The organism is Variovorax sp. CF313, assembly GCF_000282635.1.
Lineage (GTDB): Bacteria > Pseudomonadota > Gammaproteobacteria > Burkholderiales > Burkholderiaceae_C > Variovorax.
In genome coordinates this window covers 110,519-122,952 of record NZ_AKIW01000068.1, presented here as the reverse complement: position 1 = coordinate 122,952, position 12,434 = coordinate 110,519, and the positions used below count along the sequence as shown (strand labels likewise).

The window sequence follows — 12,434 nt, the reverse complement described above, 5'->3', positions numbered from 1 at the left end:
GCAGGGCCATCGCCTTAAGATGGGGTCGCTAACACTAAGTTACCAACATGCACAAAAAGATTCATCTGCTGGCTTCGGCCTTCGTCGCTCTCTCCACTGTCCTGGGGCTTCCGTCTGCGGTGCAGGCGCAGACCAAGCCGCTCCTGATCGGCCAGACCTACGTGCAGACGGGGCCGCTGGCGTCCCTGTCGCCCGAGCCCCTGCTCGGCATCCGTGCCATGTTCGCCGCGGTGAACGCGAACGGCGGCATCAACGGCCGGCCGGTCGAGCTGCGCCAGCTCGACGACGCCTACGACCCCGCCAAGGGCGCCGAGAACGTCAAGACCTTCGTGAAGGACGGCGCCATCGGCGTGCTGATGCCCATCGGCACTTCGTCGTCGATCGGCGCGATCAAGGCGGCCAACGAACTCAAGGTTCCCATCGTCGGGCCCTACTCGGGTTCTGGCCCGGTGGTGAAGCCCACCGAATACGGCTTCCCGGTGCGCATCAGCTTCGACGAGGAATACAGCCGCATCGTGAACCACCTCTACACGATCGGCCTCTCGCGCATCGCCTTCGCCCACAACGACAACCCGGGCGCACGGTCGGCGCTGGAAAGCACGCAGAAGTTCATTGCCGAGCGCGGCGAGAAGATGGCCGGCAGCGTGGCGATCAAGAACGACGGCTCCGACGCCGCCGAGCGCGCCGCCGAGCTGGCCAAGCTCAAGCCCAAGGCGGTGGTGCTGGCAGCCACCAACGAGGTGGCGGCGAAGTTCATTACGGCCTACCGCGCGACGGGCGGCGAGACGGCCTTCTACTCGTTCTCCTTCCTGAACGGGCAGAAGCTGTTCCAGGACATCAAGAAGGACGCTGCCGGGGTGGTCATCTCGCAGGTCGTGCCCTATCCGTGGAACAGCGCAATGCCGGTGATTGCCGAGTACCAGGCGGCCATGAAGAAGATCGGCGCGACCGAGTTCGGCTATGCCAGCCTCGAGGGCTATGTCGCGGCGAAGGTCATGGTCGAAGGACTGAAACGCGCCGGGGCGAACCCGACGCCGGAATCGCTGCAGAAGGGCCTCGAGTCGTTCAAGACGCTCGACATCGGCGGCATTGCGGTGTCGTACCGGCCCGGCGAGCACCGCGGCCTCACCTTCTCCGAGCTGTCGATGCTGAAGGCCGACGGGCGCTACCTGCGCTGAGGGCCTTGCCTGCCGCTGGCCCCGACAGGTCCCAAGCCGAAACCTGTCGGCGCAGAATTTCGTCCGTGACGACGCCTTTCACGAACGAGCCCCACCTCCCCGCTTTCACGCGCGCCCGGCTGCTGCGTGCGAGCGTCGCACTTTGTGCTGGCGCCGCGCTCCCCTCCTTCGCCCAGCAACAAGGCAGGCCTGCGATGAAGATGAACACCCGCCCCATCCCCTCCACCCAGGAGGCCCTGCCCGTGATCGGCTGCGGCACCTGGATCGGCTTCGACCAGCGCCCCGGCAGCGAGGAATACGCGCGCCTGCCCGGCGTGCTCGACGCACTGTTCGCGGCCGGCGGCACGGTGATCGACAGCTCGCCGATGTACGGCCGCTCCGAGGAAAGCACCGGCGAACTGCTGGCCGCGTCGAAGCTGCAAGGCAAGGTCTTTCTCGCCACCAAGGTCTGGACCTCGGGCCGCGAGGCCGGCATCGCGCAGATGGAGCAGTCCTTCGCGCGGCTGCGCACGCTGCGCATGGACCTGATGCAGGTGCACAACCTCGTCGACTGGCGCACGCACCTCGCCACGCTGCGCGGCTGGAAGGAACAGGGCCGCGTGCGCTACATCGGCATCACGCACTACACCGCCTCGGCCTACGGCGAGGTCGAAGCGGTGCTGAAGGCCGAGAAGCTCGACTTCCTGCAGATCAACTACTCGCTCGACGCGCGCGAGGCCGAGCAGCGCCTGCTGCCGCTGGCCGCCGAGCGCGGCGTGGCGGTGATCGTCAACATGCCTTTCGGCGGTGGCGGCCTGCTGCGCCGTCTGCGCGACAAGCCGCTGCCCGCGTGGGCCGGCGAGATCGGCTGCACGAACTGGGCGCAGGTGCTGCTGAAGTTCGTGCTGAGCCACCCGGCCGTGACCTGCGCCATACCGGGCACCAGCCGCCGCGAGCACATGGCCGACAACGCGGCAGCCGGCACGGGCAGTTTTCCCGACGCGGCCTTCTGGCAGCGCGAGGCCGCCTCTATTCGAACTTGACGTTGTGCTCGCGCACCGTGGCGCCGAAGGCGTCGTACTGCGCGCGGAAGAACTCGGCGAACTTCGCGGGACTCATGCCGTAGCCCTCGAAGCCCTGCTGGACCAGTTGGGCGTGCACCTCGGGGCGCTTCAGCGTGTTCTGCAGTTCCTGCGAGAGCCTGTCGGTGATCGCCTGCGGCAGCCCGGGCGGCCCGAAGAAACCGGCCCACGGCGTGATGGTGAGCTTGCCCAGCCCCAGTTCGCCGCCCGTGGGCACGTCGGGCAACAGGGCGCTGCGCTGCGGCAGCAGCGTCACCAGCGCACGGATGCGCCCTTCCTTCACGAAGCCCGGCGCCAGCGTGCCGGTGGTGAACATCATCTGGATCTGCCCGCCCAGAAGGTCGGTCATGGCCTGCATGTCGCCCTTGTAGCGCGCATTGACCACCTTGCGGTCGCCCAGCAGCTGCAGCATCGCGAGCTCCGAGGCGCTGTTGCTCGACGCCGAGTTGAGCGCGCCGGGTTTCGAGGCCACCAGCGCGAGCAGCTCGTTCACGCTCTTCACCGGCAGGCTGGTCGGCACCACCAGGAACATCGAGAACTGCCCGGCCGAGCTGATCGGCGTGAAGGCCTTGAAGGGGTCGTAGGGCGGCGTCGGCCGCAGCGTGGGCGCGGCCACCATCGCGGTGTTGGTGCCCATCAGCAGCGTGTAGCCGTCGGGCCTGGCCGCCGAGGTGGCCTGCGCGGCCAGCACGCCGTCGGCGCCGGGCCGGTTCTCCACGATCACCTGCTGGCCGAGTTGCTTGGCCAGCCCCTCCGCGATGATGCGCGTAAGCACGTCGGCGCCGCCGCCGGCCGCGAAGCCCACGATCAGCTTCAGCGGCTTGTTGGGAAAGGCATCGGCGCTCCATGCGGCCGTGCCGGGCAAGGCAGTCGCGGCGAAGGCCGCCAGGGTCAGGGTTCTGCGTCGCATGAGAGGCTCCTTCAGAAGAGATGGCGCACACCGAATTCCCAGCCGGTCGAGCGCTGCCCGGCCCCGGGCGCCACGCCGCCGCTGACCACGTAGCGCGCCTGCCCGCTGTTCATGAGCCGCGCGTAGGTGCCGTAGAGCGCGGTGCGCCTGGAGAGGTTGTGCACGTAGCCGATGCCGAACTGCCGCGCGTCGTCGCGGTTGCGCGGCATGCCGTTGGCGTTGCGCAGGCTCTCGTCGCTGCGGTCGTCGAGGTAGGCGTAGCTGATGCGGATGCGCCCCACCTCGAAGGCCGGGATGTGCGCGCCGATCTCGGCCGTGTTCTTGCGCACCGTGCCGGCCGCCAGCTTCACCGTCACCTTGTTGTAGAGCGCGAAGAACTTGGCGAAGCCCGCGTCCCACGAGCCGCCGATGTTGGCGTGCGTGTAGTTGCCGACGGTGGCGGTGGCATTGAATTTCGAGCGGGTGACGGCCGCCGCCACATCGAAGGCGCCCGATGCGAAGCCGAAGCGCGCGCCGGCGAAGTTGCCGTCGTGGCGGTTTACCACGGTGGAGTCGCTCTCGCCCATGCCTGCCATCGCCATGCCGTAGAAGCCGCCGAGGTTCGGCGGCAGCCAGTAACTCACCGTGTTGCTGCCGGTGATGGTGGTGGGCAGCGGCCCGGTGCCCACGGCCGCGAAGGTCAGGTTGCCCGCGCGCGCCACGCCGTTGGCGTTGAAGGGGTCGAAGTAGATGCTGTTGTAGTGCGTGGGAATGAAGTCGTGGCCCAGCCGCACCTCGCCCAGCGTGTCCGACGAGAGGCTCACGAAGGACATGCGGTCGAAGGTGATCGGCCCCGCCGTGCCCGCGCCGCTCGCCTGGTTGTTGCTGTTGCTCGGGCGGCCGGTGCCGGTGTCGGGGTTCAGGCTGCCTTCGAGCCAGAAGCCCGCGCGCAGGCCGCCGCCCAGGTCCTCGGTGCCGCGAAAGCCGAGCCGGCTGGTGGAGAGCCCGCCGTTCGACAGCGCCTTCACCGAGCCGCCGCCGGCGCCGTTCGTGTACTGGATGCCGAGGTCCATCACGCCGAACACGGTGACGCTCGACTGCGCGTGCGCCACGCCGGTGCCGGCCAGTCCCAGCGCCGACCACATCAAGATTCTCTTCATGGTTTCCTTGTCTCCTGCTTCTTCTCTTCGGTTGAAAAACTCGGAACACGCGCAGGGCTGCGCCACCGGGTGCGCTCGGGTGTGCGCACCGGTTGGCGAAGGCCGGGGGGTGAAAAAGGTCTAGCTCGAGGGCTCGGGCCGCTCGGTGCGCACGAGCACGGCGCCCTTCGAGAGCGGCCCCACGTTGCGCCGGTACTGCTGCAGCCAGCCGGTGTCATGCGCCGGCGGCGGCGCCTGCCAGCCGTCGTGGCGCGCCTGCAGTTCGGCGTCGGTCAGGTCGATGTCGAGCCGGCGCGCGTCGAGGTCGATGGTGATGGTGTCGCCGTCGCGCACCAGCCCCAGCGGTCCGCCGAGCGCCGCTTCGGGCGACACCTCGGCCACCACCAGCCCCTTGCAGACCAGGCCCGAAAGATGGCCGTCGGTCAGCAGCGCCACCTGGTCGCCAAGCCCCGCGCCGTCAACGGCGAAGACCACGCGCGACGCGCCGCCGCCCATGGCCGGGCCGCCGCAGGCACCGGCGCCGCGCATCACGACGACCTGGCCGGGCACGATCTCGCCCTTCTTCAGCGCGGCGATGGCGGCGTCCGAAGTCCAGAAGCACACGGCCGGGCCGGTGAAGCGCCGCACCTTGCGCTCGGCGATGCCGGTCTTGATGAGGCCCGACTCGGGCGCAAGGTTGCCGCGCAGCAGCACGATGGCCGGGAGCGGCGCCACCGGGCGACCGATGGGGCGGATCACCTCGGCGTCGGCCACTTCGGCATTGCGCAGGTTGTCGGCGACCGTGCCGCCGGTGACGGTGCGCGCGCCGGTGTCCAGCAGCGGCTCGAGCTGCTTCATCAGCGCGCGGCAGCCGCCCGCCGCCTCGAAGGCTTCGATCGAATGCGCGCCGATGGGCCGCACGCCGGCCAGCACCGGCGTCTCGGGGCCCAGGCGCTCGAACATGCCGTACACGTCGACGCCGCATTCGCCTTCTGTCGCCACCGCCTGCAGGTGCTTGGCGGTGTTGAGCGAGCCGCCGATGGACAGCACCGCGCGCACCGCGTTGGCGAAGGCGCCGGGCGTGAGGATGTCGCGCGGCTTCAGGTCGTCCCACACCATCTGCACGATGCGCGTGCCGGCCGCGCGCACGTCGGCCATCATCTTCGGGCTCAGCGCAGCCACCGGCGCGCTGCCGGGCAGCGCCATGCCGAGCGCCTCGCAGACGATGTGCATCGAGTTCGCCGTGCCCAGGCCCGAGCACACGCCGGGGCCGCGAATCGCCTCGCGGCTCATGCCCACGAGTTCTTCCACAGGCAGGTTGCCGGTGACCGCATGCATCGCGCCGATGAACACCTCCTCGATGTCCATGTGGTGGCCCTTGTACTCGCCGCTGGGCTGGTAGCCGCAGGGCACGAGCAGCGTCGGTATGTTCAGCCGCGCGGCCGCCATGAGCTGGCCCGGCACGGTCTTGTCGCAGGAGGTGAGGCAGACCATGCCGTCGAGCTGCGCGCCTTCGACGGCCACCTCGATGTCGTTGGTGACGAGGTCGCGCGCCGCCAGCATGTAGGCGCCGCGCGCGCCCGCGCCGGTGATGAAGTCGCTGGGCGCGGCCGTGCGGATCTCGAAGGGCACGGCCCCGGCCGCGCGGATGGCAGCCTTGATCTCGGCCGCGACGCGGTCGAGGTGGCTGAAGCAGGCGGCCAGCTCGGAGGAGCTGTTGACGATGGCGATCTTGGGCTTCTCGCAGTCCTCCTCCGGAATGCCGAGCGCGCGCCAGTGCGCGTTGCGCACCGACCAGAGGTAGGAGCCGCGCGGGAAGTTGCTGCGCAGGGGGCGGGTCATGGCTGGGTTCCCCTCTTCTTGGTGATCTCGATCACGCCGCGGTCGGCGTCCACGCGCACCCAGTCGCCGGTCTCGATGCATTCGAGCGGATCGCGCTCGAAGTCGGTCATCGAAGGCGCGTGCGTGACCACCGCGCCCAGCGCCATCTTGGTCGTCATCTCGTTGAACAGGAACGCGGCAGGCGCCGAGTTCATGAGCCGCGTCATGTGGAACATAGCCGACCAGCCCGAGGAGCCCTTGGCCCCCGGGAACACCAGCACCTTGCCGGCAAAGCTCTGGCCGCGCAGTTCGTGCCGAGTCTCGATGACGGTGCCGGTGCGCGGATCGATGCCGCCCCAGCCCGAGATGCGGTCGCGCGTGACCAGCGCCTCGCCTTCGGCCACGCCTCCCACCACCTTGCGGCCGCGGATGACGATGGTTGCTTCGCTCATGACTTCGGCGCTCATGCGTAGGCTCCATTCCAGCGGCCCGTGCAGGCAGCATCGATGCATTCGGCCGTGCTGCCAAACCAGGCCTGCACGCCGAGGATGGCGGGCAGGTAGTGGGCCTGCTTGGCCGAGTCGAGCGCCACGGTCTTCGTGCCCTTGGGCACGGCGCGGCTCATGGCGGAGCAGCTGTCGCCCATGATGATGCCGCCCGCGTCCTCGATGATCTTCGTGTAGCCGTTGCGGTCGGCCAGCGCCTTGATGGCGCGCGGCGTGAAGATCCACAGCTCGCAGCCGGGGTGCACCTTGCGCCCTTCGATGAGCTGCGCGGCTTCCCAGATCTGCTCGATGGTGTAGTGCGGGCAGCCCAGCATCACGTACTGCACCTCGGCATCCTTGCCCGTGGTGTTGATCTTCTCGTAGGTGGCGCGGCGCTCGGCCTCGCCGTAGCGCAGCACCTGCGCCGGAGGGCGCCCGCCCAGTGCCTGTTCGAGCGTGAGCGCCTCGGGCGTGACGCCCGCGATGTGATACATCTCCACGCCGCCCGAGGAGGAGGCCGCCGCGCCGAAGTGCTTGAGCCTCGGCAGGTTCGGCACCCGCGAGATGCCGCGCCGGCTGTGCACCACCGGCACACGCTCCTGCACGTGCTCGCCGATGTAGTAGCCGAGCAGGCCCCAGTCCTGCACCGACTCGACCTCGATGTCGAGCTCGACCACGTGAGTGGCACGGCGGTTCTCGTCGAGGTGGTAGCCCCAGTACGGAATACGGCCGGTGAGCATGGCGGCGCCGGTGCTCTCGCGGCCTTCGGTGTTGGTGCGCGCGCCCAGCACCGAATTGCAATACACCACCGCCGATGACTCCATCCATGCGCAGTGCTCGCCGCGCGTCGGGATGTTGCCGACCTGGTAGGGCGTGCAGGTGTTCATGATCTGCGCGCCAAGGCCGGCTGCGTGGCGCTCGCTCTTCTCGTAGAAGCGCACGATCTCCTCGCTCACGCCCATGCGCTCGGGCTGGCCGGGGTCGAAGCCCAGCTGCAGGTGACTGGTGAAGACCTTGAACTTCGGGATCTCGACCGTCTCCTGGCTGTCGAGGCTGAATTCGGAGAACACCGCGTCCATGCCGCCGCCCTTGGCGAGTGCGAAGTCGCGCTGGAAGGGCGTGGTCGATGTGATGGTGGCGCAGACGTTGCGCGTCTCGACCAATCGCTCTGCCCCGAGGGCTTCGCCGTAGCGCACCAGCAGGTCCATCGCCTTCTGCACCGCCGGGCCGTCGCGCCCGTCGTACATGGCCTTTTCTTCATCGCTCAGGTGCATGACCTGTGTCTCCGTTCTTCTGTGTCGTGGGGAATGAACCCCGGCCGGGACTGCTAGCCCGGCGAGGGTGTGGGTACGTGGCCGCCGATGTCGCGCGCGATGCTCAGCGCGATGTCGTGCAGGCGCGGCGCGAGTTCGTTGCGCAGCCGCTCCTCGGTGAAGACGAAGGCGGCGCCGCCGCCGTTGAGCGCCATCACCTCGCCGTCGGGTCCGATGAGCGGCACCGACACCGAGTTGATCTCGCGGTGGAACTCGCCGAGCGAGAGGCAGTAGCCCAGCCGCTTCGACTCGCCGATGGCGCGGTTCATGCCGGGCGCGATGCTGTCCCACTCGGGGCCGCGCAGCAGGCGCATCGAATCGATGAGCTGATTGCGCTGGGCCTCGGGCAACGCCGAAAGGTACGAGCGGCCGAGCGCCGAGTTGGCCAGCGGCGCACGTGAGCCCACGTCCAGCCGCGCCGAAAGCATCGACGAGCGGGGGCGGCAGGCTTCGATCAGCACCATCTCCATGCCGTCGCGCACGGCCAGGTAGACCGAGGCACCGACTTCTTCCGCCATCGCCTGCATGCTGGGCCGCGCGGCGGCGCGCACGTCGAGGCTGCCGAGGAACACGCGCGACAGCGACACCACGCCCGGCCCGAGCATGAAGCGGTCCGCCGCCTGCGCGGGCTTGAGCATGCCCAGCGAGAGCAGCGTGGCGACCAGCCGGTTGACGGTGGCGCGCGGAATGCCGGTCATGCGCGCCAGGTCGGCATGGCCGAGCACCGGGCGGTCTTCGCTGAAGCAGCGCAGCACGGAGATGCCGCGCTCCAGCGCGCTCACGGTGTCGGAGCGCTCGCCGCGTGCGTCGGCCGGCTCGGCGGCGGACAGGGAGTTGTCGTTTTTTTCAGTGGACATGGAGGAATCCTTCGCAAGACTCTCCAATGTAGAGGCTCGCGAATGCAGGGCTGCCGGGTTCATGGCCTTGCATGTGCGTCAGGCGCCGGCCTCGGCCGTGGCCAGCGAAGCGTTGTCGCCCTGCCCGGCACCGGCGCGCAGGTACACGCCCTGCTCCAGCAGCGCGGACTGCAGCGCGCCCACGTCGACGAAGCGCGGAGCGATGTCGCCGCGCGAAGCCAGCGCCGCCGCCACGCCCGCCGCCTGGCCTGTGATCCAGCACTGCGGGATCTCGCGCATGAAGCCGTGCGAGTTACGGTCGCAGGAGATGTGGCGCCCGCAGGCCAGCAGGCCGTCGAGCTGCCTGGGCACCAGCGCGCCGTAGGGGATGGAAATGTTCGGGAACTTGGGCGAGACGGCGGGCGACACGCCGATCTCGTCGGCCAGCGGCACGCCGTCGGGCCACTGGCTGCGCAGCACCGAGCCCACGCCGACGAGGCGCCGCGCGTGGCGCACGCCGATCTGCGGCGCACTCAGCATCAGGTAGGCGTTCTCGAAGCCCGGCGCATGGGCGCGGAAGTAGTCCAGGTGCGCGGCCATGGCGCGGTGCGAACGCACCTCCACGGCGGTGAGGTCGTCCACGTCGAGCGCCGAGTAGCCCGACTGGCGCGGCCCCATGAAGAGCGCCACGTCGTTGCGCCACGAGACGAAGGGCCGCTCGAACAGGCCGCACTGCTCGCGCCCGCCCGCCATGAAGGCGGTGAAGGCTTCGGGCTGGCCGGCCTTGAACTCGATCCAGCGATTCATGTCCACGCCGCCGAACAGCCAGGAGGTGTTCATGCAGTGATGCACGTCAGCCTCCTCGATGTCGTTCACGTAGTCGGCGCCGGCGCGGGCGAACAGGTCGCCGTCGCCGGTGGCGTCGACCACCACGTCGGCCATGATGGCCATGCGGCCCTCCTTGCTCTCGAACACCACGCCCTTCACCGCGCCGTCCTGCACGATGGGAATGGCCGCCCACGAGTGGTAGATGAGCTTGACCTTGCGCTCCAGCACGATCTCCTGCGAGAGCAGCTTCAGCCGCTCGGGGTCGATGGTGGGCGACCAGGTGACGACGCCGTGGTAGGCCGCGGTGCGCTGCGACCAGTGCGCGGCCTTGGCGGCGTCCTGCGAGCCCCAGTCCTCGCGTGCCGGGCCGGCGATGGCGTCGGCGGGCAGGCGGTCGAACAGCTCTTCGGCGAAGCCGCGGATCACCAGCTTGCCTTCCCAGTCGGTCATGCGGTCGATCCAGATGACCAGGCCGCCGGTCGAGAGGCCTCCCAGGTGGTTGTAGCGCTCCAGCAGCGCCACGTCGGCGCCCGCACGGGCAGCGGCGGCAGCGGCGGCGGTGCCCGAGGGGCCGCCGCCCACCACCAGCACGCCGCAGCGGTGATAGACCGGGATGCTCTTGCCGGGCTCGGCCCAGCTGCCGTGGTCAGGCCGCTTGACGCGGCTGTCACGGTCGAAGATGTCGGAGGACAGGATGCGCTCGTCGGTACGGACGACAGTTTTCATGAATGCGTTCTCGGCTTGGCTTGTTTCGTCGTATTTTGATTTCACTTTCCATTTTGTCAAACTAAATGCGCATGAATTTGGGGTATTCCCTAGTTAATATGGATTTTTATGGATTTCAAGATCAATATTAAAAAAGCAATCCAACGGAGACATCGATGAGAAAACCACACGGCACCCGCCGTGCCTTCGGCTCGGCCCTCGGCGCCGCGGCCCTGCTGGGCCTCGCGCCACTGGCGCTCGCGCAAGACTTCCCGGTGCGCGGCAAACCCATCCGAATCGTCGTGGGCTTCACGGCCGGCGGCGGCACCGACGCGCAGGCGCGCATCGTTGCGCAGAAGCTCGGCGAGGTGCTCGACACCAGCGTGATCGTCGACAACAAGCCCGGCGCCAGCACCATGCTGGCGGCCAACGAGGTGTCGCGCGCCCAGCCCGACGGCTACACGCTGCTGTACGCGCCCTCGTCCACCATGGCGCAGAACCCGCACACCTTCGCGCAGGTGCCCTACGACCCATTCAAGGACTTCACCGCCATCTCGATGGGCGGGCGCGGGCCGCTGGTGCTGTCGCTGAGCACCAGCGTGCCGGTGAACAACGTGAAGGAACTGGTGGCCTACGTGAAGGCGCACCCCGACAAGGTGAGCTACGCCTCCTTCGGCGCGGGCACCTCCTCGCACATCTACGGCGAGGCCTTCGTGAAGAAGACCGGCATCGACGCGGTGCACATCCCGTACAAGGGCGGCTCCGACGCGGCGAAGGACCTGATCGGCGGGCGCGTGCAGTACATGTTCGACTCCGCCTCCTCGGCCATCATCACCGCCTCCACCGGCAAGGTGAAGATCCTCGCGGTGGCGGCCAATGCGCGCATTGCCGCGCTGCCCGATGTACCCACCTTCGCCGAGCAGGGCTAGGCCGGGCTCGATCTGCCGAGCTGGCTGGGCTTCTACGGGCCGGCACGCATGCCGGCGCCAGTGGTCGAGAAGCTCAACACCGCGCTGGCGAAGGTGCTGGCGATGCCGCAGGTGCGCGAGTTCTACCGCAGCGGCGGCTACGAGGCCGGCTCGACCACGCCGGCAGAATTCGCCAGCATCACGCGCTCGACCTACGACAGCTGGGGCGCGATGGTGCAGCAGGTGGGGTTCGTCAAGCAATGAGCGGCGGGCCTGTTTCTTCTCTTCGCCGCCGCCGCGTTGCCGCCTGGCTCGCGCTCGGCGCGGCCATGCCTCCGCTGCTTGCGCATGCCGCCGCGCCCTTTCCGGACAAGGGCCGCACCATCCGCATCGTGCTGGGCCTGGCGGCCGGCGGCGCCTCGGACGCGCAGGCGCGCTTCGTCGCCAACAAGCTCGGCGAGGTGCTGCAGACGCCGGTGATCGTGGAGAACCGGCCGGGCGCGAGTTTCATCCTCGCGACCGAGGAAGTGATCCGCGCCGCGCCCGACGGCTACACCTTCATGTACGCGCCCTCCTCCGTGGTGGCGCAGAACCCGCAGACGCTGGCGCAGGTGCGCTACGACCCGTTCAAGGACCTGACGCCGATATCGCTCGGCGCGCGCGGCCCGCTGGTGCTGACCGTGCACGCGAGCGTGCCGGCGCGCACGGTGCAGGAGCTGGTGGCGTACATCAAGGCCAACCCGGGGAAGATGAGCTATGCCTCCTTCGGCACCGGCACCTCCTCGCACATCTACGGCGAAGCCTTCGCGCGGCAGGCCGGGCTGGACGTGGTGCATGTGCCGTACAAGGGCGGCGCCGACGCGGCCAAGGACTTTCTAGCAGGCCGCGTGCAGTACTACTTCGACGCCGCGCCCAACGCCATCCAGAACACCGCCACCGGCAAGGTGCGCATGCTCGCGGTGGCCGCGCCCAGGCGCAGCCCGATGCTGCCCGACGTGCCCACCATGGGCGAACAGGGCGTGAGCGGTGTCGACATGCCGAGCTGGCTGGGCTTCTACGGGCCGGCGCGCATGCCGGCGCCGGTGGTCGAGAAGCTCAACGCCGCGCTGGCGCAGGTGCTGGCGATGCCGGCCACGCGCGACTTCTTCCGCCAGGGCGCCTACGAGGCCGAGTCGTCGAGCCCGAAGCAGCTGGCCGACCTGACGCGCGCGACCTACGACCAGTGGGGCGACATCATCCGCAAGCTGGGGCTGGTGAAGCAGCCCCAGTAA

At 69.1% G+C, this 12,434-nt stretch carries 10 protein-coding genes and 1 pseudogene; 4 read left to right on the top strand and 7 right to left on the bottom strand.

What is annotated here, in order from left to right; genetic code table 11:
- Positions 1-47: 47 nt before the first annotated feature.
- Both PMI12_RS16555 and PMI12_RS16550 read left to right on the top strand, forming a co-directional pair.
- The gene (locus PMI12_RS16555) at positions 48-1,178 is read left to right on the top strand and encodes an ABC transporter substrate-binding protein (protein WP_007834667.1); all 1,131 of its coding nucleotides are present in this window, start codon (positions 48-50) and stop codon (positions 1,176-1,178) included.
- Between the two features lie 194 nt (positions 1,179-1,372).
- Positions 1,373-2,200 carry an aldo/keto reductase gene (locus PMI12_RS16550; RefSeq protein ID WP_007834666.1) on the top strand — a complete coding sequence of 276 codons (828 nt, stop codon included), beginning with the start codon at positions 1,373-1,375 and terminating at the stop codon, positions 2,198-2,200.
- On the opposite strand, the gene PMI12_RS16545 is transcribed toward PMI12_RS16550, so the two are convergent.
- The 7 genes from PMI12_RS16545 to PMI12_RS16515 form a co-directional block, all read right to left on the bottom strand.
- Positions 2,187-3,149: a Bug family tripartite tricarboxylate transporter substrate binding protein gene (locus PMI12_RS16545; protein ID WP_007834665.1), complete on the bottom strand. Its 963-nt coding sequence runs from the start codon at positions 3,147-3,149 to the stop codon at positions 2,187-2,189. The two genes, PMI12_RS16550 and PMI12_RS16545, sit on opposite strands and share 14 nt — an antisense overlap.
- Before the next feature lie 11 nt (positions 3,150-3,160).
- On the bottom strand, positions 3,161-4,288 hold the full coding sequence (locus PMI12_RS16540; RefSeq protein ID WP_007834664.1) for a porin: 1,128 nt from the start codon (positions 4,286-4,288) through the stop codon (positions 3,161-3,163).
- A 120-nt stretch (positions 4,289-4,408) separates the two neighbouring features.
- A complete protein-coding gene (gene ilvD, locus PMI12_RS16535) occupies positions 4,409-6,109 on the bottom strand; it encodes a dihydroxy-acid dehydratase (protein ID WP_007834658.1) in 1,701 nt (566 codons plus the stop codon).
- On the bottom strand, positions 6,106-6,555 hold the full coding sequence (locus PMI12_RS16530; RefSeq protein WP_007834656.1) for an aconitase X swivel domain-containing protein: 450 nt from the start codon (positions 6,553-6,555) through the stop codon (positions 6,106-6,108). The genes ilvD and PMI12_RS16530 overlap by 4 nt, the downstream gene beginning before the upstream one ends.
- Entirely contained in the window at positions 6,552-7,847 is a 1,296-nt protein-coding gene (locus PMI12_RS16525) for an aconitase X (RefSeq protein ID WP_007834654.1), read from the bottom strand. Before PMI12_RS16525 ends, PMI12_RS16530 begins: the two co-directional genes overlap by 4 nt.
- A gap of 53 nt (positions 7,848-7,900) precedes the next feature.
- Positions 7,901-8,743: an IclR family transcriptional regulator gene (locus tag PMI12_RS16520; protein ID WP_007834650.1), complete on the bottom strand. Its 843-nt coding sequence runs from the start codon at positions 8,741-8,743 to the stop codon at positions 7,901-7,903.
- A gap of 78 nt (positions 8,744-8,821) precedes the next feature.
- Positions 8,822-10,276, bottom strand: coding sequence for an FAD-dependent oxidoreductase (locus PMI12_RS16515; RefSeq protein WP_007834649.1), 1,455 nt, complete (start codon positions 10,274-10,276; stop codon positions 8,822-8,824).
- Between the two features lie 155 nt (positions 10,277-10,431).
- Between PMI12_RS16515 and PMI12_RS16510 the strand changes: the two are divergent.
- Positions 10,432-11,427: pseudogene (locus PMI12_RS16510) on the top strand (Bug family tripartite tricarboxylate transporter substrate binding protein).
- The gene (locus tag PMI12_RS16505; protein WP_007834634.1) at positions 11,424-12,434 is read left to right on the top strand and encodes a Bug family tripartite tricarboxylate transporter substrate binding protein; all 1,011 of its coding nucleotides are present in this window, start codon (positions 11,424-11,426) and stop codon (positions 12,432-12,434) included. The pseudogene PMI12_RS16510 and the gene PMI12_RS16505 overlap by 4 nt, the downstream one beginning before the upstream one ends.

Excerpts from the sequence above, each read along its gene's own strand:
- PMI12_RS16555 (WP_007834667.1), top strand. The coding sequence starts at position 48 with ATGCACAAAAAGATTCATCTGCTGGCTTCGGCCTTCGTCGCTCTCTCC.
- PMI12_RS16505 (WP_007834634.1), top strand. The coding sequence starts at position 11,424 with ATGAGCGGCGGGCCTGTTTCTTCTCTTCGCCGCCGCCGCGTTGCCGCC.
- PMI12_RS16520 (WP_007834650.1), bottom strand. The coding sequence starts at position 8,743 with ATGTCCACTGAAAAAAACGACAACTCCCTGTCCGCCGCCGAGCCGGCC.
- ilvD (WP_007834658.1), bottom strand. The coding sequence starts at position 6,109 with ATGACCCGCCCCCTGCGCAGCAACTTCCCGCGCGGCTCCTACCTCTGG.
- PMI12_RS16525 (WP_007834654.1), bottom strand. The coding sequence starts at position 7,847 with ATGCACCTGAGCGATGAAGAAAAGGCCATGTACGACGGGCGCGACGGC.
- PMI12_RS16550 (WP_007834666.1), top strand. The coding sequence starts at position 1,373 with ATGAAGATGAACACCCGCCCCATCCCCTCCACCCAGGAGGCCCTGCCC.
- PMI12_RS16530 (WP_007834656.1), bottom strand. The coding sequence starts at position 6,555 with ATGAGCGCCGAAGTCATGAGCGAAGCAACCATCGTCATCCGCGGCCGC.
- PMI12_RS16515 (WP_007834649.1), bottom strand. The coding sequence starts at position 10,276 with ATGAAAACTGTCGTCCGTACCGACGAGCGCATCCTGTCCTCCGACATC.
- PMI12_RS16540 (WP_007834664.1), bottom strand. The coding sequence starts at position 4,288 with ATGAAGAGAATCTTGATGTGGTCGGCGCTGGGACTGGCCGGCACCGGC.
- PMI12_RS16545 (WP_007834665.1), bottom strand. The coding sequence starts at position 3,149 with ATGCGACGCAGAACCCTGACCCTGGCGGCCTTCGCCGCGACTGCCTTG.